This is a genomic window from Actinopolymorpha pittospori, from assembly GCF_014873875.1.
Classification (GTDB): domain Bacteria; phylum Actinomycetota; class Actinomycetes; order Propionibacteriales; family Actinopolymorphaceae; genus Actinopolymorpha; species Actinopolymorpha pittospori.
The window spans coordinates 2,101,675-2,120,220 of sequence record NZ_JADBEM010000001.1; the positions used below are offsets into that span (position 1 = coordinate 2,101,675).

Genomic DNA, 18,546 nt, shown 5'->3' on the forward strand with positions numbered 1-18,546 from the left:
GAACCGACCTGCCGGATCACGGGCTGCGTTCACTCCGAGCGCCCGTCGCCCGGCTGCTCGCGAAACGACGGCGCCCCGTCGGCAGGTCCGTCTATCGTCCTGCCATGGCCACCGAGGACGACGTACGCCGAATCGCGCTCTCGCTCCCGGAGACGGCGGAGGGCACCAGCTACGGCACGCCGGGATTCAAGGTGAAGGGGAAGGGGTTCCTCCGGATCCGAACCGAGGCCGAAGGGGCCCTGGTCGTGTGGGTCGCGGACGTCGGCGAGAAGGACGGGTTGATCCAGTCCGATCCGCGGAAGTTCTTCACGACGCCGCACTACGACGGCTACGCCGTGGTCCTGGTCAACCTCCCGGCTGTCGACGTCGACGAACTCCGCGAGCTGATCGTCGAGTCCTGGTTGATCCGCGGGCCCAAACGGGTGGCGAAGGCCTACACGGACCAGCTCCAGCAAGACGCCTGACGCCCTTCGAGCCGCTGGAACACCGCGTCGCATCCGCTGGCTCCGGTTCGATCCTCGGTTGACATGCAGCCAGACGGCTGCATATGGTCGTCATGCAGCCGATGGGCTGCATGACGAGGATGGCGACATGGACGAGGTGTTCAAGGCGCTGGCCGACCCCAGCCGCCGCCTGCTGCTGGACAGCCTGAACGCGCGCAACGGACAGAGCCTGCGCGAGTTGTGCGCCGGCCTGGACATGGCGCGGCAGTCGGTCAGCAAGCATCTGGCGGTCCTGGAGGCGGCCAACGTCGTGACCACGGTGTGGCGTGGCCGGGAGAAGCTGCACTACCTCAACGCCGAGCCGATCAACGCCATCGCCGAGCGCTGGATCAACCAGTACGACCGCGGGCGCGTGAACGCGCTCGCCGACCTGAAGAAAGCATTGGAGCAGCAGCCGATGGGCAACCCCGAGTTCGTCTACACGAGCATCATCAAGACCACGCCGGAACAGCTCTGGCAGGCACTGACCGAACCCGCGTTCCTCAAGCGTTACTGGGGGGTGACCCTCGACTCGGACTGGAAGGTGGGTTCGACGATGACCTGGGGGTGGGCGGGCGTGACGATGGCCGATCCCGAGCAGGTGGTCCTCGAGGCCGATCCCTACCGCCTGTTGTCCTACACCTGGCACACGATCACTCCGGAGTTCGCGAAGGCCGTCGGGGTGCCGGACGAGGAGTTCGCCCGACTGGCCGCTGAGCGGCGTTCCAAGGTGACCTTCACCATCGAACCGCTGGGGGCGAAGGTCAAGCTGACCGTCGTCCACGACGGATTCGAGCCGGACAGCACCCTGCTGGAAGGCGTGAGTGGCGGCTGGGTCGACATCGTCTCGAACCTCAAGACGCTGCTGGAGACCGGTGACACGCTGCCCGAGACGCCCGAGCTCGCGGAGCAGGAGCGCTGACCCATTGCGCCGGCCTGCCCGGTGGGGCGCCGAGGTGCGTGCGTGTCGTGCGACGCGTACGTGAGGGTCCAGCCCGATGGATAGCCTCGGCGCATGCGCTTCGCGATCGCGATTCCCCAGCTGGTCGGCGACGGTGAGTTCGATCCGCCCGCCTTCCGCGCCCACCTGGCCCGTGCCGAGGCGCTCGGATTCGACAGCGCCTGGACGCAGGAAGGGGTGCTGGGATCGGCGCCCGTCCTCGATCCGCTCGCGACCATGACGTACGCCGCCGCCTGCACGGAGCGGATGCGGATCGGCTGCGTGGTGTTCGTCAGTCCGTTGCACAGTCCGGTCCACCTGGCCAAGAGCATCGCCACGCTGGACCAGCTCAGTCGCGGGCGGGTCGAGGTGGGTATCGGCACCGGAGGCCGGTCTTCGATGTTCTCCGCGTTCGGTGTCGATCCGAACGTCCTGGTCGGGCGGTTCAACGAGGGGCTGCGGCTCATGAAGGCCTGCTGGACCGAGCCGCGGATCACCTTCGACGGACGGTTCTGGCAGTTGGACGGTGCGGCCATGGAGCCCAAGCCGTTCCAGAAGCCGCACCCGCCGATCTGGTTCGGCGGCAACCATCCCAACGCGCTGCGCCGGGCGGTCCGTCACGGTGACGGTTTCTTCGGCGCCGGCGCGACGACGACCGAACGCTTCGCCGGGCAGGTGCGGATCGTTCGGGAGGCCCTCGCCGAGCAGCGACGGGACCCGGGCTCCTTCCGGGTCGCGAAGCGGGTCTACATCTGCGTGGACGACGACGCGGCCCGTGGGCGCGCACGCATGGCCGCCGCCCTGAACCGGCTCTACGGCGGGCGGGACCTGCCGGACATCCTCTCCGTCGCCGTCTACGGTCCACCGGACGCGTGCGTGGCCGGCCTTCGAGACGTCGCGGAGGCGGGTGCCGAGTTGGTGCTGCTCAATCCGCTCTTCGACGACGCCGAGCAGCTGGAACGCCTGGCCACCGAGGTGGTCCCCCAGCTGTCCTGACGAGGCACGCCTGCCTGGTAGCGCCTCGGCGGCCCCGTCCCGTCACGGGACAAGCCGGGCATCGGGTGCGCCGCCTCCCCAGAGGGGCTCCGGATCCGCGGACGTACGACCCTGACGAACCCGCACGGAGGTGGCGTTGCCTCGAAACAGGGGGACCGCCGTGGGCCATCGGCGATCCCCTCACCTAGACAACGGGACGCCGTAGCTGGGCGGGACGCCGCAACTGGACGGGACGCCGCAGCGGGCAGGGGTGGGGGAGCCGGAATGGCACAGTACGAGTTCTCCTGCCCGCGCTGTGGCCGTTTCGAGGTTCGGATGCCGATGGGAAGTGCGCCGGACATCCGCGTCTGCCCCGGGTGCGCGGGGACCGCGAGCCGCGTCTACTCCACGCTCGGCCTGAACCGATCGCCCGGCGTCGTCGGCGCGTTCCGGGAGCGGGAGGACCGCAGCGGGGACTCCCCACCGGTGGTCTCGCGGCTGCCGGCCGGTCGTCGTCGGCGTTCCCCGTCCCATCCAGCTCTCGGGCGGCGGCCGCGCCCCTGAGAGGTGACCTGAGACGGGCGTCGGGTCCAGGAGAACAGGGAGCCTGTCATGCCTGAAGTGGTGTTCAGCATCGACCAGACGAGGTCCATGCGAGACCAGCGTGTTCGTGGACACAACCGGTGGCACCCCGACATTCCGGTCGCCGCCATGGTCAGGTCCGGTCAGGAGTTCCGGGTCGAATGCCGGGACTGGACCGACGCGCAGATCGGCAACAACGACTCCGCGAACGACGTACGCGACATCGATCTCAGCCTGCCCCACATGCTCAGCGGGCCGATCGGCGTCGAGGGCGCGGAGCCCGGCGACCTGCTCGTGGTCGACATCCTCGACATCGGTCCCGTCCCGCAGCAGACCGGCGACTTCCCGGGACAGGGCTGGGGGTACACGGGAATCTTCGCCAAGGCCAACGGTGGCGGCTTTCTCACCGACTACTTTCCCGATGCCTACAAGGCGGTCTGGGACTTCCACGGGCAGTCGGCGACGTCCCGGCACCTTCCTGGTGTCCGCTACACCGGCATCACCCACCCGGGACTGTTCGGCACCGCGCCCTCGCAGGCTCTGTTGGACAGCTGGAACCGGCGTGAGCAAGCGCTCATTGACACCGACCGCGACCGGGTGCCGCCGCTCGCCCTGCCCCCGTTGGCGGAGAACGCGGTGGTGGGCCAGGCCAGTGGGAAGGACGCGGAGCGCATCGCCCGGGAGGGTGCCCGGACGGTCCCGCCCCGCGAGCATGGCGGCAACCAGGACATCAAGAACTTCTCCCGCGGCTCCCGGGTCTTCTATCCGGTGTACGTGAAGGACGCCAAGCTCTCCGGCGGCGACCTCCACTTCAGCCAGGGCGACGGGGAGATCACGTTCTGTGGAGCTATCGAGATGGGCGGCTTCATCGACCTGCGGGTGGAGCTCATCAAGGGCGGCATGGAGAAGTACGGCGTCACGACCAACCCCATCTTCATGCCGGGGAACGTCGAACCGAGGTACTCGGAGTTCCTCAGTTTCACCGGCATCTCGGTCGACCACGACACCGACACGAACTACTACATGGACGCCACGATCGCCTACCGCCGCGCCTGCCTCAACGCGATCGAGTACCTGAAGAAGTTCGGGTACTCGGGTGAGCAGGCATATCTGCTGCTCGGCTCCGCACCGATCGAGGGCCGGATCAGCGGCATCGTGGACATCCCCAACGCGTGCTGCACGCTCTACCTGCCGACCGCGATCTTCGACTTCGACGTCCGCCCGAACGCCGGCGGGCCGAAGTCGACCGATCGCGGACGCGCCGCGCTGACCTCCTAGGCCTCACTCCGGCGCGGCGGATCCGAACTCGCCGATCGGCGCGACCGTCGTCCCGGTGGTCGGACAGGTCCATGACGGCGGCTCCGACGCGGTGGGCGCGAGCGGATGCCGGTCGGGATGCACCGGGCACGGCGGCCAGTTGCTGGGCAGCCCGGCGGCCGAACGCGCCTCGATGACGAACTCCTGCACCTGGTCGGCGACCTGGGCGATGCGTTCCCGCGGTGACGCCTCCAGGTCCGTGTGGAAGCCGGCGCCCGTACCGTCGGTGTCCCACACCATGGCGCTCGGGTGCCTTGGATAGTCCTGGTACGGCTCGTCGGCGATCCTCAGGTCGACGCCGGCGGTCCGTCGGATGTCTCGCCAGACCGGTTCCACCGCGTCGATGAGCGCCTTGTCCATGACCGCCAGTATCGCCCGCCCCTGGCCCTGGCATGCTGCTCGCCATGGGCGAGGATCTGGGCACCTGGGAACCGATGTCCGTCGCTGAGGCCACGGCACTGTTCGGTCGGTTGACGACGCCATGGTGGATCGCCGGCGGGTACGCGATCGAGCTGTTCGTGGGCTCCCCGTTTCGGCCGCACGACGACATCGACGTTCTCCTCCTGCGGCGGGACCAGCAGAAGGTGCACGAGGTGCTGGCCGGCTGGGACATCCAGGCGGCGGATCCGCCGGGCACCCTGCGGCCGTGGCCGGCGGATGAGTGGCTGCCGGCGGAGGCGCACGACATCTGGTGCCGCGAACATCCGGACGGTCCGTGGCGGATCCAGGTGATGCTGGACGAGGCCGACGGCGACGAGTGGACCTCCCGCCGAGACGCTCGCATCCGTCGACCGATCCGCTCGCTGGGGCTTCACGCCGCCGACGGGACGCCGTACCTCACACCCGAGGTGCAGTTGTTCTACAAGGCGAAGGGACTGCGACCGAAGGACGAGGTTGACTTCGCCACCGCCGTTTCGCTGCTCGACCCGAAGGCACTGCGGTGGCTCGACGAGACGCTCGCGCTCACGAGTCCGGACCATCCCTGGCGCGCTCGCCTGTCGGACTAGGACGGCGCCGGCAGTCAGAGCTTGAGGGAGGCGGCCACCGGCAGGTGGTCGCTCGCCGTCGCGGGCAGCGTCCAGGACGAGACGGGCTGGACGCCCCGGACGAGGATGTGGTCGATGCGGGCCATGGGGAACGACGCGGGCCAGGTGAAGCCGAAACCGTTACCCGCCACGTCCTGCGCCGAGCGCAGCTGGGAGGTGACGGGCGAGAGCGCGCTGTCGTTCGTGGTGCCGTTCAGGTCTCCGACGAGGATCGTCCGACGCGACGGGTCGGCACGAACGGCGTCCGCGAGCAGCCGTGCGGAGGCGTCGCGGTTGTCGGCGGTGAAGCCGCCGCGGGGGTTGATCCGGACGGAGGGCAGGTGGGCGACGAAGACGGTGACCGGACCCTTCGGAGTCGCGATGGTGCTCCGCATGGCACGAGTCCACGCCATGATGCCCACCGGCTCGGTGTCGCTCATGCGGTACTTGCTCCACAGACCCACCGTGCCCTGCACCGAGTGATACCGGTACGTCCCGGACAGCGCGTTCACGTAGGCGTCCGCGGCGGAGGGACTCAACTCCTCCAGCGCCACCACTTCGGCACCTGACGCGGCGAGGGCCCGGGCGGTGCTCGCCGGGTCGGGGTTCGCGTCGTTTACGTTGTGGGTGACAACGGTCAGGTCGCCGCCGTCGGACTGCTTGTCCGTGAGCGTCCCGCCGAAGAGTGAGAACCACACGATGGCGGGCAGCGCGACCGCGACGACCGCGGTCGCCGAACGACGGGCGACGGCGAGGGCCAGCAGGACGAGCACCACCACACCGATCCAGGGCAGGAACGTCTCGGTGAGGCTGCGGAGGTTGCCGACCTGGTTGGGGATGGAGGCGTGCATCAGCATCACCGCGGCGGTCAGGACCGCGAGTACCGCGATGATCAGTCCACGTCGCCACATGCCGCTGCCTCCCTTCTCACCCTGCTGCGCGGTTTCCGTCTCGCCGTCCTCGTCGTCGGGTGGGTCGCCGGTCGTTGCCAAGGTGGCTCTCACCTTCCCTGCTTCGTCGCGAGGGCCGAGGCCAGCGACTTCTGTGCCCCGATGATCAACGTCCGGCTGTTGTCGAGGACCGCGTCCAACCCTTCACGAGGGTTCGTACCCGCATGCTGGTGGAGGACGACACCGAGGATGAGCCAGGTCTTTCCGCCGGCGTCCGCGTTCGCCGCCCACATCAGGGCGCCACCGGCCGGAGTGCTGGAGCCGGTCTTGAGGCCGATCACGCCGTCCCGCCCGACCAGGGTGTTGGTGTTACGGATCGTTCCCGCGACTCCGGGAACCGTCGTGGACGGCTTGGCGACGATCGAACGGATCGCGTCGTTGTGCATGACCCGCTGCGCGAGTTTCAACTGGTCGACCGCCGTACTCGTCGTCGTCGGCTCCAGGCCGCTGGCTCCGGTGTAGGTGGTGTGGGTCATACCCAGTTCGGCGGCGGCGGCGTTCATCTTCGCCACGAAGGCGTGCTCGCTGCCGGCGTCCCAGCGGGCGAGCAGGCGGGCGATGTTGTTGCCGGAGGGGATCAACATCAGTTCGAGCAACTGTCGTTCGCTGAACCGCTGTCCCTCCCGAACCGGTGCGGTCGACTCGTCCGGGGAGCTCGACTCCTCCGCCGCAGCCCGGTCAACCGTGATGAGCGGCCCGGACTCCCCGCCGTCGAGTGGATGGTCGGCGAGGATCACGTACGCCGTCATGACCTTGGTGACGCTGGCGATCGGGACCGGAGTCTGCTCGCCCATGGTGCCGAGGCTACCTAACCCTCCACCGTGACGGCCGACTGACCGTCCTTGGGCCAGGGCAGGGCGGAGGCCGGCAGGACCGAGGTGCTCGTGGTCGCCGGCGCGCTGTCTGCTGAGGAGGAGGCCCAGCCAGAGGTGAGGACGATGGTCACGGCGACGAGATCGATGGCGATGAGGACCGCGGCGACCGCCGTGACCCAGAGCGGCAGGGCAAGTTTGCGGACGGTGGACGTCGGAACGGCGATCGTCGGACCGAGTGGGTCCGTGCCGGGATATCGCTGGGTCGGACGGTAGGCCGGGACCGCGTGGTCATGGTGTGCGCGTTCCTGCTCGAGAACACCGCCGCCTCGGGTGTAGGACACGGGACAGACACCTCCAGGAAGTTGGGTGCGCGGCTCTCGCGCACGTCAACAACCCTGCGTGGCGTGGGTTTCGGTGCTGTCCAGGTCGCTTGTCGGTGCACGCTCGGCTTTCCATCCATCGTGTATCAGCCCCGGGTCCATTCACCGACGGAAGCCGGAGGGTCGCGACCGCCCCACCGTCCACGGCGTTGGCGAAGGCGAGGACGGCCCCGATGACGCGGGCCTGACCCAGCGCGATGGTGAGGCCCAGTCCGTGGCCTCGGCCTCGTTCGGCCGCGCCGGTACGGAACCGCTGCGGTCCGTCCATGAGCAGAGCGTCGGGAAAACCGGGACCATGGTCGCGGACGACGATCGTCGTTCCGTCCACCGCGACCTCCACCGGCGCTCCACCGTGCCGGTGGGCGTTGCCGACCAGGTTGACGAGGATCCGGTCCAGGCGCCGCGGATCGGTCTCGGCCACCGCGCCTCCTGCCGCCATGCCTCCTGGCGCCGCGCCTCCTGCGACGGTGAGCCGTGCCGGCAGTCCGGCCCGCGCCAAGGACTCCTTGACGAACTCGCCGAGGTCGACCGGACGCAGGTCGGCGTGTTCGGCGCCGGCATCGAGGCGGGAGATCTCCAGCAGGTCCTCGACCAGCCTGCGGAGTACGAGGACCCGGTCCCGCACCAGGTCGGTGGCCTCACTCTCCGGCAGCAGTTCGGCGGAGGTGACCAGGCCCATCAGCGGAGTACGCAGTTCGTGGGCGACGTCCGCGGTGAAGCGCTGCTCGGCTCGGAGCCGGTCCCGCAGACTGTCGGCCATCGAGTCGACCGTCGCCGAGATCTCGGTGATCTCGTCGCCTGCCCTACCGTGCACCTGCGTTCGGGCGTCCAGGTCGCCGTCCGCGATGCGCCGTGCGGTCCTGGCCACCCGGCGTAGCCGCCGGTTGGGCAGCTCGGCGGCGAGGGCGGCCAGCGGTACGACGGCGAGGAGCGTGGCCAGCGACGCGTACCAGATGTGCCGGTCCAGGGCCCGCCGACTGAGCAGGTCGGCATGCGCGTCGACCCGGGTGACGATCACGGTTTGTCGCCGGGCCGGGACCGCGGCCTTCGGATCCTCCACGGGCTGCCCGTCGAGGACCGTCGCCGCCCACATCCACGTGATCCCCGGCTTGCGGTCGTCGTACCACGTGGTGGCTCCGCCGCGGTAGTACGTGCCGTCAGCGCCTCGCAGCTTTTCGAGCAACGCGGGCGGAGCTTTGTCGACGAGCTCCGCGGACATGTTGTCGACGCGGCCAGACTGTTCGTAGTGGTCCAGGACCAACTTCAGGGCCTCCAGGGCGTTGTTCCTGTTCTGGGTCATGGAACGGTCGAGGGTGCTCTGGTGGACCAGGACGCCGACCGCCAGGGCGACCGCGATGGACGCCACGGCCACCAGCGCGGCGATCTTCCAGCGCAGCGAGCGCCAGTTCAGGAGCCCGCGCGTGAACTCGGTGACGATGGTGTCGATGTTGTCGATGTTGTCGATGTTGTCGATGTTGTCGATGTGCGCCATCTCAGCGCCGCAAACTTGTAGCCGAAGCCGCGGACCGTCTCGATCCGGTCGGGGCCGATCTTCTTACGGAGCCGCTGCACGCACAGGTCGACGACGCGGCTGTCACCGTCCCAGCCGTAGTCCCAGACGTTGCGGAGCAGCGCCTGCCGGTCCAGCACGATCCCCGGATGGGCGGCGAACTCCAGCAGTAACCGCAACTCGGTAGGCGTCAACGCGACCTGGACGCCGTTCCGGAACACCTCGAGCCCGGCGGTGTCGAGGGTCAGATCGCCGAAGCTGAGTCGGCGTCCGCTGTCGTTCGTCGCCTCCGTCGCGGTGTCGGGCTCAGCCGGAGTCGTCGCGGTGAACGTCGCCCGGCGCAGCAGCGAGCGGATCCTCGCCACCAGCACGGAGGTGTCGACCGGCTTGACGACGTAGTCGTCGGCACCCGCCTCCAGCCCGGACACCACGTCGAGTGAGTCCCCGCGTGCGGACATCATCAGGATCGGGGTCAGGCTGGACTCCCTGATCCTGCGGCACAGCCCGATACCGTCCAGGCCGGGCAGCATCACGTCGAGGAGCAGCAGGTCGTGCCGGTCCTCCCGGAACAGCTCCAGCCCGGTCAGGCCGTCACCGGCGGTGTCGACGTGGTAGCCGTAGCGTTCGAGCGCCATCGCGACGGACTTGCGGATCACGTCGTCGTCCTCCACGAGCAGGACGGTGACGGGTGTCGACGCCTCACCGCCGGCGTTCGGAGCCAATCTCTTTCCCACCTGTCGTGACCGTCGGCGCCTCCGGAAGTCGGGAGCGCCGCTGAACCTCTGATGCCTATCGCACCGACCAGCTCCGCGAGAGCTCAGCTGTGTATCGGCCAGGCATCAGTCCATGCTGCCAAGCCGGTGGGTACTGCCGCGCACGCCGTCCGGTCGGTGGGCGGCCGGGGCACCGTTGGTCAGGATTGCCGATGGGTTGGGATACTTTGCTCGTCGTACGCACCGGAGCGCCGACGCAGCCGAGGGTGATCGGAAGCTGAGGGTGATCGATGGACACGGTCTGGAAACCCCTGCTGGGGATCGGCATCGGCCTCCTGGTCGTGTGGCTCGCACTGATCGTCGCGCTCCTGGTCGCCGGCCGGCGATACGAGCGGCCCGGGCTGCGGGAGATGCTGCGGCTGCTGCCCGACCTGCTGCGCCTGCTCAAACGGCTCACCGCCGACTCGACGCTGCCGCGCGGCGTACGCGTCTGGCTGGTGCTGCTGTTCGGCTACCTCGCGATTCCCATCGACCTGATCCCCGACTTCATCCCGGTGATCGGATACGCCGACGACGCGATCATCGTGGCCCTCGCGCTGCGGATGGTCGCACGACGCGCGGGACCCGACGCGCTCCGCCGGCACTGGCCGGGCACCCCGACGGGTCTGGACGCCGTACTCCGGATCGTCGGTGTGAGAGCCCGGACCGACGCGGACTTGCCACCGGAACTGCGCTGAATACGGCGTGCCGCCAAGTTCAGCGGTGCGCCGACACCACGAAGTCAGTCACGACGGCGGCATACTCGTCGGGCTCCTCGATGTAGGCGAAGTGCCCGGAACGTTCGAACGTGTGCACCCGACCGTTCGGGACGCTGTCGCGGAACGCCTGAACATCGTCGGGCGGAACCACCAGGTCGTGGCGCCCGTGGACGAGCAGCGACGGCTGCGAGAGTTCAGGGAGCAGATGCTGCTTCGACTCGTACATCTCGGTCAGCAGGGGCAGGTGCGAGACTCCCCGACGCCACTGGTCCTCGGTCAGTCCGGACTGGCTGCCGATCCGGTCGAGCGCGTCGGTGTTGTCCGGCTGGTGGAAGAACAGCTCGTTGTAACGCTTGCCGAGGGCGCGCATGGCGCCCCACGACTGGTCGTCGGGGTCGAGACGTTCGGGCTTGGCGGCAAGCTCGCGACACCGTCGCGCCGCCTCCAGTTCGCCGTACCGCTCCAGCAGGTCGGCGGCGATCGGCAGCCGGTAACGGTCGGTGCCGTCGCTGTCCCAGCAGGGGCAGTCGTAGATCGCGGCACGCACGCTGGCCGGATGCTGGTGTGCGTAGCGGATCGCGTACCCACCGCCGGCCGAATGCCCGAGGATCGTCCAGGAGTCGACATCAAGTGCCTGTCGCAGGGCCTCGAAGTCCTCGAGGAGCACCTGGACGTTCAGCGGGGCGCCGGACGGCAACGGATCAGAACGCAGGACGCCCCGTTGGTCGACCCCGACGACTCGGAGTCGCTCCGCCAGCCGGTCGCCCTGGGCGTGCATGAAGTCGTACGAACCCTGGCCCGGTCCACCGTGGACGAACAGCAGTGTCGGTGCGTCCTTCGGCCCGCGGTCGTCGACGAACAGTCCGGTCCCGTTGATGGTCAGCACATCGCCGGTGGAGGTCGCTCCGCTCATCCCACACTCCTCTGACACGCCCCGTGAGGTTCACGATCGTGCACCCAGATCATCCCCGACGCAACGCCGCGTGCAGGGCTGCCGCCTGCTCGACGCGGGTCTCGCGAGGAATCTCCAGGCCGGGTGGGCCGGAGGGCGTGAGATAGGCGTCGCCTGGATAGCGCGGTACGACATGGACGTGGACGTGGAACAGGACCTGATCAGGTGAGTCGTTGTTCTGGAGAATGGTCGAGCCATGGGCTCCGAGGTGGGCCGCCATCACCCGCGCGACGCGGGCCACCTCGTCGAAGAGTTCGGCCCGTAGGTCGGAACTCATGTCGTACAGGCTCGTGGCATGGGAGGTTGGCAGCACCAGGGCGTGGCCGAGGTTGTGGCGTCGCTGGCGTAGAGCGGAACCACGAAGGTACGGGGACTTCTCGATGCCACCAGGTCGGCGTCGAGTTCGCCGCGGGCGATGGCGCAGAAGGGACAGTCGGCCATGGTGTCGAGCCTGCCTGGTACGCCGAACCTCCCGCCAACGCTTTTCGGCGCAGGCCCTGCTCGTGTAGTACTTCACGACATGCGAACGAGCGAGATCCAGCGCGCCGGCGGACCCTCGACCAGCCTGCTGCGTCGTACGCGCGTGCTGTCGGTGTGCCTGACGGCGTTGCTGTGCATGTGGTTCTTCGGGAACCTCTACGAGGCGCTGGTCTGGAATCCCCAACTGATCGCCGACCCTCGACCGGGCAGCCTCGTCGGCGAGTTCGCCGTCGGAAGCCCTGTCTACTACTACCTTCCCTGGACTCCGGTGAGCGTCGCGTTGGCGGTCGTGCTGCGAGTGCGGTTCGGCGGGTCCGTGTCGTCGCGGGTCCGCCGGTCCTGGAGCGCTGCCATCGGATGTCTCGTACTCGCGGTGGTCCTGAAGATCGGCCTGATCAGCCAGGTGAACCCGACGTTCCGGGACGCCACGGTCGCCGCGGAGGTCGTTCGGGAGCGGGCTGTGTGGTGGGCGTTCGGAAACGGCCTGGTCGTCGTCGCCGTCGCGGTCGCGATCGTGCTGCTCACCGCGTGGCGGCGTCCCCCGGACGGCCCTTCCCGGTCAGGATGAGGCGCGCCGATGCGGGAGATCACTCGCCGCGAGGCGCCTCGGTCAGGATGAGCCAGGTCGTGCCGTCGATGAGTTCCCGCACGGCGTCCAGGTGGCCGGCGTGGACGGACGTCTCGGTGATGACGTGCAGGATCGTCCTGCGCAGGTCCTGGGCCGGGAAGCCGGGGAAGACCTCCTCCGGCCACCATTCCGCCGCGCTGTCGAGCGGCCTGTCGGCGACGATGGCGTTCGCGCGTTCGATCTCCTGCCGGTAGAGGTCGAAGACCGCCTCGGCCGGCGTGTCCGCCGCGACCTGCCATGCGCCGTCACCGCTTTCCAGGTGGACCTTCTCCCCGGCCACGACCGCGCGGAACCAGAAGCGCTCGACGTCGAGGGCGAGATGCTGGACCAGTCCGAGGCACGTCCAACCCGACGGCAGCACCGGTCGTCGGAGGGCGTCCTCAGGAAGTCCTGCCAGACATCCGAGTACGTGATCGCGCTGGCCGTTGAGGGCGTCGAGCAGCGCCGTGGCCTCCGTGACAGGGACTGGTTGCGACATGGCTCCTCCACGGAAGGTCGGGTGACTGCCTCGACGGCAGCAGATCGTAGCCTGGCGACCTGATCTCGTGCAGCCTGTGCGGGATCTCGTGCAGCCTGTGCAGGATCTCGTGCGGCCCCGTGGAGCACAGGTGGCGGCGTTCGGGTCGGGTGGTGATACTGACGCGGTGTTCTCCGATGCCGACGCGGCCGCGCTGTACGACGTGATGAACCCCTGGAATCCCGCGGGCTGGCCGGCCGACGCCTTCTACGACGACCTGGTCATGGCGGCGGACTCGGTGCTGGACGTGGGGTGCGGTACGGGTTCGATGCTGCGGCACGCACGCGAGCAGGGCCACCGCGGCCGTCTGGTCGGTCTCGACCCGGACCGGGCCGCGCTCGACCGAGCCAGGCGTCGCACCGACATCGAGTGGGTCGAGGCGCTCGCGTCGGACGCTCGGTGGCGCGCGGAGTTCAACCTCGCGACGATGGTCAGCCACGCTTTCCAGTGCCTGGTTACCGACGACGAGCTCCGTACGTCCCTGTCCGCGATCCGTGCCGCGCTGCGCGAGGGTGCCCGGTTCGTCTTCGAGACCCGCCATCCGCAGGCGCGTGCCTGGGAATCCTGGAGTCCGTCGCACACGTCCGACATCGTCGACTCGGCCGGCAGAGCCCTGCGCGTGTGGCACGAGGTCGAGTCCGTCGTGAACGGCGTCGTGACGTTCACCGGGACGACGGCCGGCTCGGACGGCGGCGTGTTGCACGTGAGCCGTAGCCACCTGCGGTTTCTGGACGTCGAGACGCTCGACGCGTTCCTCGCCGAGGCAGGCTTCGAGATCGAGGCGCGCTACGGAGACTGGGACCGTCGCCCCATCGACGAGACGAGCCGGGAGATCATCACTATCGCCCGCCGAACGTGACGTCGCAACCAACGGTTGACAGTGCGGGCCTACCGTCCGGCTCGGTGCCCAGCTTGTTCGCCATGGGCCCAGACTGTCTTGTTTCACAGGGGGTCTTGTCGGTGGTCGGGTCTAGAGTGTGGGCATGGACATCGACACCGACCGCACGGCGACGGGATCCGCACATCCGTTGATGCGGTGGCTTGCCGGTGTCGATGAGCAGGTCGACGGTGCGATCGAGTGCCCCACGTTGTCGCTGCCGCTGGACCAGTACGACGCGGCCTTGCGGCAACTCTCGGAGTGTGAGGCGCGCCTCGCATCCCTTCGGCTGAGGCTGACCCGGCAGGCAGAGCTGAACGAGGTGAAGAAGCTGTCCGGCGCGGCGAACACCGCGGGTTGGGTGCGGCAGCTCACCCGCATGGGTGGCCGCGATGCATCGGTGTCCGTGCGGTTGGCGAAAGCCCTCGACCTCACGATTCGCCCGACAGGTGAGGCTCTCGCGGAGGGGCGGATCTCGTTGGGTCAGGCGCAGGTGATCGAACGCGCCATCCGCCGCCTACCAAAGGATGTGGACCCGAGGTACGGGCCGAAGCGGAGCTGGTTCTGCTGGACAGCGCCCAGCACCTGGACGCCGACGACCTGGACAAGGCAGGCAAGCACCTCTACGAGGTGATCGCCCCCGAAGACGCCGAGAGGCGGATCGGCAAGCAACTCGAGGAACAGGAGCGCAGGGCCCGGGAAAACCGCACGCTCAGCTTCGGGCCTGTGCGCGACGGAACCGCGACGGTGTTCATGCGGCTCGATGTGCAGACCCTCGCACTGCTTCGGGCCCTTCTGGATCCGCTCGCCCGGACCCGACCCACAGGACCCGATGGGCCGGACCTACGCACCAGTGAGCGCAGGCTGGCCGATGCCTTCGCGGAGCTCCTCGGCCTGGCCGGGCATCCGCTGTCGGCGACGGCGGTACGGCAGTTGGCCTGTGACGCCGAGATCGTCCCGGCTGTCCTCGGCAGCGACGGCGCGGTCCTCGACCTCGGCACGGCAACCCGCCTCTTCACCTATGCCCAGCGGCTCTACCTCGGCCTCCGCGACGGACACCACTGCAGCTTCCCGACCTGCCGAAGACCCGAGCAGTGGACGGAGGCCCATCACATCAGGCACTGGGTGGACGGAGGGAAGACCGACGTCGGCAATGGCGTCCTGCTGTGCCAGTACCACCACACCACGATCCACACGAAAGGCTGGATCGTCCGCATGGGCGACCACGGCCACCCCGAATACATCCCGCCACCCTGGATCGACCCTTACCAGGCAGTCATCCGGCCCGACGACCTGACGACCATCCGCCGCTGAGCACAGCTGAGCGACGTGAGCCTGCGTGCAGGGCGACGCGGAGGTGGCCGATCCCGGTAGTGAGGCGTCCGTACCGGTCGGAAAGCTCATACTGGCTGGACGAGTGCGATGCGCGCGATGTGCCGCACCGTGCCACAGTTCAAGCGGGGAAGGAAGCTGGCATGAACGACGAGCAGGCGTCCGAGGCATCCGAACCACGGTGGGTCGACGTGTCGATCGCGGGAGTCCGGCGAGCCGCGGGTGACGACGCCTACCGGAAGGCGTTCATCGTGATCCTCGAGGAGGTCGCGGGGACACGGACACTGCCGATCGGTGTCCAGGCCACGGACGGCACCTCTTTGGCGATGATTCTGCAGAACGTCGAGACGCGACGTCCCATGACGCACCAGTTCGCGGCCAGCCTGGTCGAGGCGAGTGGCGCTCACGTCAGTGAGGTTCGGATCACGCGGTGCACCGAGGGCACGTTCTATGCGGCGGTCGTCGTGGACGGGACGTCCGGACGACGCGAGATGGACGCCCGTCCCAGCGACTCCCTGTGTCTCGCGAGCATTGTCCGCGCGCCGATCCGCGTCGACGAGCGTGTCCTCGCCGCCCAGGCTGCCGACGGTTTCATCGACACCCCCGACTACCCCACCACCGAAACCGAACTGGCGAACGAGGTCCGGCACGCACTCGCCAGCCGGTCCGGCTGAGGTCGAACTGAGGTCGACGACCACCGGCAGGCGAGCCAGCACCTCCACCTAGGGTGCGTCTCCCACATCCCGCCTGACTCGCGATACCCCGCATCCACGCTGGCCACGTTGTCCTCGTCGCGCGTGCAACACCGCTACGCGCTCCTCCTCCGCCCCGCCACCGCGGCGCGGATGCACCGCTCGCTTCACCGGCTCGATGTGGGAGACGCACCCTTGGTCCCGTTCTTCGGGGGACGAACGCCCGGTGACTGACCGGGGAGCCGGTCGATGGCAGTGTCGTCCGGGGGAGGGGCGTATGGGACAACTGGACGGAAAAGCTGCGGTGGTGACGGGCGGTTCGTCGGGGCTGGGTGCGGCCACCGCCGAACGACTGGCGTCGGAAGGCGCGACCGTCTTCCTCACCGGCCGCCGCGAAGCCGAGCTCGAGAGCGTGGTCAGCGACATCAACGCGCAGAACCTCGACGGCGAGGCCATCGCCGTACTCTGCGACGTCGCTCAACTCGGCGATCTGGACCGCCTCTACGACCAGGTACGAGAGCGCAGCGGCCGCGTCGACGTCGTGTTCGCCAACGCCGGTGTGGGCCGGACCGCGGCGCTCGGAGAGATCAGCGAGGAGGACGTCGACTGGATGTTCGGCATCAACCTCAAGGGGACGGTTTTCACGGTGCAGAAGGCGCTCCCGCTGATGCCGGACGGTGCCTCGGTGATCCTGTGTTCGTCCATCAACGCGTCCAAGGGCTTTGCCGCGATGACCATCTACAGTGCCACGAAGGCCGCTATCCGGAACTTCGCGCGCACCTGGTCCGCTGAGCTGGCCGGACGCCGTATCCGCGTCAACGCCCTCAGTCCCGGTCCGATCGAGACGGTCGGACTCCGGCGGCTGGTCGGCGGTCCGGAGCAGTGGGCGGAGTACAACGCGACCGTCGTTGCGTCCATACCGCTCGGTCGCCTGGGTCAGCCCAAAGAGGTCGCCGCCGCGGTGCTCTTCCTGGCAAGCGACGAGAACAGTTTCATCACCGGCACGGAACTCTTCGTCGACGGTGGCATCGCCCAGGTGTGACACCGACGTACGCACTGCTGCATTCTTGCGCCAACGGTTTCGTCCTGTGCAGGCGCTGGAGTGATGGCATGGGTACGTCGGGAAGACTTGATCGTCCGTTGCCCGCTGGATCGAGCGGTGTCGAGGTCTGGCCGGTGACGACGGATCGACTTGCCGACCTGGCGGCGTTGTTCGAGACGCATCCGTCGACGCGGGGTTGCTGGTGCCAGGCGTTCTCGGTGACCCGGAAGGTCTACCACGCCGGCTGGTCCAATGGGGGAAACCGGGCCCGGCTGGAGAAGCTCGCCGAGACGGCCGACCCGCCCGTCGGGCTGCTGGCCTACCGCGAGGGCGAACCGGTCGGCTGGTGCTCCCTGGGACCCAGGTCGCGATACCCCGCGGCGATCGGGCCGCGGTCCCGCATCCTCAAGAACCGCGACGAGTCGGAGGACGCCGAGGTGTGGCTCCTGCCGTGCTTCTTCGTCCGCAGCGGCTGCCGCCGTGCAGGCATCACCTATGACCTGTTGCGCGCGGCTGTCGAGCTCGCGCGGGGCTACGGCGCGCCGGCCATCGAGGGGTGGCCTCGTAGCGGGGACGATCGGCGACAGAGCGATCTGTACCTCGGACGGGAGAAGCTCTTCGCCGAGTGTGGGTTCAGGTGCGTCGACCGGCCGTCTCCGCAGCGAGCGGTCATGCGTCTCGACCTCACTCGCTCCTGAAACCGGCGGGCGCCTACGCGGCCGGCGCCGGGGCCTCGTGGATGACTTCGTACCGCAGCCAGACCATTCCATCGGTTTCGGTGCGTACGGAGATCAGCCGGAGCCGGGTGGGCGCCTCGTCGTGGGTGAGTTCGGGTCCGTCGAAGAGCGTCGGTGTCCCTCGCCCGCCGATCGCGGCGGGCATGACCAGAAGGTGGATCTCGTCGACGAGCCCCGCACGCAGCAACGCGCCGTTGAGACCTCCACCCGCCTTCGACACGACGCAGGTGACACCCAGGCGTTCCCGCATCCGGCGCAGGGCTGTGGCGAGGTCGACGCGTTCCTCACCGACGACGAGGTAGGAGATGCGTTCCTTCCGCAGGAAGGCGAGGTATTCGGCGGGCGTGGCGCGGGCGACCAGGACCAGAAGGTCCCACCCGCCACTCCCGCCCTTCATGTCCCAGTTGACGCGGCCGCGGCCGTCGACGACGGTGAACCACTTGTCGTGGTCCGGGCGTTCGAGCACTTCCTCCGGGAGGAAGTCCGTGTAGAGCTGGTCCGCGGGCTGGTCGACCACGACAGGGAGCCCGGTCAACGGACCGGCGTCGTCCGTGACGAACGTGCCACTTCCCTCCAGAACCGCCCGCGGCTGGTAGAGCCGCGCGAGCTCGGCCTCGCGGGCGTCCCCAAGGGCCTGGGCACTCGCGGGCGACAACGACCGCCACACGCGCGCCGTCTCCTCGTCCAGCAACAGTCGGTCGCGGCTGAGCGTGACGCGAGCGTCGACCGACATGCCCACGGAGACCACGACACGCGGCAGACCGGCATCAGGCCTCGAACCCTGCTTCATCGGGTGACTCCTCCCGGTGGCGTGCAGGTCGACTGGCGACCTCCTCACTTCC

24 protein-coding genes are annotated in these 18,546 nt (G+C 68.7%); 14 read left to right on the top strand and 10 right to left on the bottom strand.

Going from position 1 to position 18,546, the window contains the following annotated elements; all coding sequences use genetic code 11:
• Positions 1 to 104: 104 nt before the first annotated feature.
• From HEB94_RS09885 to fmdA, 5 genes are all read left to right on the top strand, one after another.
• Positions 105 to 464, top strand: coding sequence for an MmcQ/YjbR family DNA-binding protein (locus HEB94_RS09885; protein ID WP_192749618.1), 360 nt, complete (start codon positions 105 to 107; stop codon positions 462 to 464).
• Between the two features lie 127 nt (positions 465 to 591).
• Positions 592 to 1,404, top strand: a complete 813-nt coding sequence (locus tag HEB94_RS09890) for an ArsR/SmtB family transcription factor (RefSeq protein WP_192749619.1) — start codon at positions 592 to 594, stop codon at positions 1,402 to 1,404.
• A 93-nt stretch (positions 1,405 to 1,497) separates the two neighbouring features.
• Positions 1,498 to 2,418 carry an LLM class flavin-dependent oxidoreductase gene (locus HEB94_RS09895; protein WP_192749620.1) on the top strand — a complete coding sequence of 307 codons (921 nt, stop codon included), beginning with the start codon at positions 1,498 to 1,500 and terminating at the stop codon, positions 2,416 to 2,418.
• A gap of 264 nt (positions 2,419 to 2,682) precedes the next feature.
• Positions 2,683 to 2,961, top strand: coding sequence for a zinc ribbon domain-containing protein (locus HEB94_RS09900; protein WP_192749621.1), 279 nt, complete (start codon positions 2,683 to 2,685; stop codon positions 2,959 to 2,961).
• A 48-nt stretch (positions 2,962 to 3,009) separates the two neighbouring features.
• On the top strand, positions 3,010 to 4,257 hold the full coding sequence (gene fmdA / locus HEB94_RS09905) for a formamidase (protein ID WP_192749622.1): 1,248 nt from the start codon (positions 3,010 to 3,012) through the stop codon (positions 4,255 to 4,257).
• Between the two features lie 3 nt (positions 4,258 to 4,260).
• Here the strand turns inward: fmdA and HEB94_RS09910 are convergent, their stop codons facing one another.
• Entirely contained in the window at positions 4,261 to 4,656 is a 396-nt protein-coding gene (locus HEB94_RS09910) for a hypothetical protein (RefSeq protein WP_192749623.1), read from the bottom strand.
• A gap of 44 nt (positions 4,657 to 4,700) precedes the next feature.
• Here HEB94_RS09910 and HEB94_RS09915 point away from each other — a divergent pair, with 44 nt between their 5' ends.
• On the top strand, positions 4,701 to 5,303 hold the full coding sequence (locus HEB94_RS09915) for a nucleotidyltransferase domain-containing protein (protein ID WP_192749624.1): 603 nt from the start codon (positions 4,701 to 4,703) through the stop codon (positions 5,301 to 5,303).
• A gap of 14 nt (positions 5,304 to 5,317) precedes the next feature.
• Here HEB94_RS09915 and HEB94_RS09920 read toward each other — a convergent pair whose 3' ends face one another.
• The 5 genes from HEB94_RS09920 to cseB all read right to left on the bottom strand — a co-directional run bounded on the left by HEB94_RS09920 (position 5,318) and on the right by cseB (position 9,710).
• Positions 5,318 to 6,232: an endonuclease/exonuclease/phosphatase family protein gene (locus HEB94_RS09920; protein WP_192756357.1), complete on the bottom strand. Its 915-nt coding sequence runs from the start codon at positions 6,230 to 6,232 to the stop codon at positions 5,318 to 5,320.
• Positions 6,233 to 6,321: 89 nt separating this feature from the next.
• Positions 6,322 to 7,065 carry a D-alanyl-D-alanine carboxypeptidase family protein gene (locus tag HEB94_RS09925; protein ID WP_192749625.1) on the bottom strand — a complete coding sequence of 248 codons (744 nt, stop codon included), beginning with the start codon at positions 7,063 to 7,065 and terminating at the stop codon, positions 6,322 to 6,324.
• Positions 7,066 to 7,079: 14 nt separating this feature from the next.
• A complete protein-coding gene (locus HEB94_RS09930; RefSeq protein ID WP_192749626.1) occupies positions 7,080 to 7,427 on the bottom strand; it encodes a hypothetical protein in 348 nt (115 codons plus the stop codon).
• Positions 7,375 to 8,958, bottom strand: a complete 1,584-nt coding sequence (locus tag HEB94_RS09935) for a sensor histidine kinase (RefSeq protein ID WP_192749627.1) — start codon at positions 8,956 to 8,958, stop codon at positions 7,375 to 7,377. The genes HEB94_RS09930 and HEB94_RS09935 overlap by 53 nt, the downstream gene beginning before the upstream one ends.
• Complete coding sequence (cseB, locus tag HEB94_RS09940; RefSeq protein WP_337917569.1) at positions 8,874 to 9,710, bottom strand: two-component system response regulator CseB; 837 nt, start codon at positions 9,708 to 9,710, stop codon at positions 8,874 to 8,876. The genes HEB94_RS09935 and cseB overlap by 85 nt, the downstream gene beginning before the upstream one ends.
• A gap of 269 nt (positions 9,711 to 9,979) precedes the next feature.
• Between cseB and HEB94_RS09945 the strand changes: the two genes are divergently transcribed.
• Positions 9,980 to 10,426 carry a YkvA family protein gene (locus tag HEB94_RS09945; protein ID WP_192749628.1) on the top strand — a complete coding sequence of 149 codons (447 nt, stop codon included), beginning with the start codon at positions 9,980 to 9,982 and terminating at the stop codon, positions 10,424 to 10,426.
• Positions 10,427 to 10,445: 19 nt separating this feature from the next.
• Here HEB94_RS09945 and HEB94_RS09950 read toward each other — a convergent pair whose 3' ends face one another.
• Both HEB94_RS09950 and HEB94_RS52375 read right to left on the bottom strand, forming a co-directional pair.
• On the bottom strand, positions 10,446 to 11,360 hold the full coding sequence (locus HEB94_RS09950) for an alpha/beta fold hydrolase (RefSeq protein WP_192749629.1): 915 nt from the start codon (positions 11,358 to 11,360) through the stop codon (positions 10,446 to 10,448).
• Between the two features lie 49 nt (positions 11,361 to 11,409).
• Positions 11,410 to 11,916, bottom strand: coding sequence for an HIT domain-containing protein (locus tag HEB94_RS52375; RefSeq protein WP_337917571.1), 507 nt, complete (start codon positions 11,914 to 11,916; stop codon positions 11,410 to 11,412).
• Positions 11,917 to 11,919: 3 nt separating this feature from the next.
• On the opposite strand from HEB94_RS52375, the gene HEB94_RS09960 reads away from it, so the two are divergent.
• Positions 11,920 to 12,447, top strand: a complete 528-nt coding sequence (locus HEB94_RS09960; protein ID WP_192749630.1) for a hypothetical protein — start codon at positions 11,920 to 11,922, stop codon at positions 12,445 to 12,447.
• Positions 12,448 to 12,466: 19 nt separating this feature from the next.
• Here the strand turns inward: HEB94_RS09960 and HEB94_RS09965 are convergent, their stop codons facing one another.
• The gene (locus HEB94_RS09965) at positions 12,467 to 12,985 is read right to left on the bottom strand and encodes a DinB family protein (RefSeq protein WP_192749631.1); all 519 of its coding nucleotides are present in this window, start codon (positions 12,983 to 12,985) and stop codon (positions 12,467 to 12,469) included.
• A gap of 97 nt (positions 12,986 to 13,082) precedes the next feature.
• Here HEB94_RS09965 and HEB94_RS09970 point away from each other — a divergent pair, with 97 nt between their 5' ends.
• The 6 genes from HEB94_RS09970 (at position 13,083) to HEB94_RS09995 (ending at position 17,665) form a co-directional block, all read left to right on the top strand.
• Positions 13,083 to 13,883, top strand: a complete 801-nt coding sequence (locus HEB94_RS09970) for a methyltransferase domain-containing protein (protein ID WP_202896253.1) — start codon at positions 13,083 to 13,085, stop codon at positions 13,881 to 13,883.
• A 124-nt stretch (positions 13,884 to 14,007) separates the two neighbouring features.
• On the top strand, positions 14,008 to 14,535 hold the full coding sequence (locus HEB94_RS09975; protein WP_192749632.1) for a DUF222 domain-containing protein: 528 nt from the start codon (positions 14,008 to 14,010) through the stop codon (positions 14,533 to 14,535).
• Positions 14,502 to 15,215, top strand: coding sequence for an HNH endonuclease signature motif containing protein (locus tag HEB94_RS52380; protein ID WP_273377764.1), 714 nt, complete (start codon positions 14,502 to 14,504; stop codon positions 15,213 to 15,215). The genes HEB94_RS09975 and HEB94_RS52380 overlap by 34 nt, the downstream gene beginning before the upstream one ends.
• Before the next feature lie 161 nt (positions 15,216 to 15,376).
• Positions 15,377 to 15,907 carry a bifunctional nuclease family protein gene (locus HEB94_RS09985; RefSeq protein WP_192749633.1) on the top strand — a complete coding sequence of 177 codons (531 nt, stop codon included), beginning with the start codon at positions 15,377 to 15,379 and terminating at the stop codon, positions 15,905 to 15,907.
• Between the two features lie 295 nt (positions 15,908 to 16,202).
• A complete protein-coding gene (locus HEB94_RS09990) occupies positions 16,203 to 16,967 on the top strand; it encodes an SDR family NAD(P)-dependent oxidoreductase (RefSeq protein ID WP_192749634.1) in 765 nt (254 codons plus the stop codon).
• A gap of 134 nt (positions 16,968 to 17,101) precedes the next feature.
• Positions 17,102 to 17,665 carry a GNAT family N-acetyltransferase gene (locus HEB94_RS09995; RefSeq protein ID WP_192749635.1) on the top strand — a complete coding sequence of 188 codons (564 nt, stop codon included), beginning with the start codon at positions 17,102 to 17,104 and terminating at the stop codon, positions 17,663 to 17,665.
• 13 nt (positions 17,666 to 17,678) lie between these two features.
• On the opposite strand, the gene HEB94_RS10000 is transcribed toward HEB94_RS09995, so the two are convergent.
• A complete protein-coding gene (locus HEB94_RS10000; RefSeq protein WP_192749636.1) occupies positions 17,679 to 18,494 on the bottom strand; it encodes a RibD family protein in 816 nt (271 codons plus the stop codon).
• Between the last annotated feature and the right edge of the window lie 52 nt (positions 18,495 to 18,546).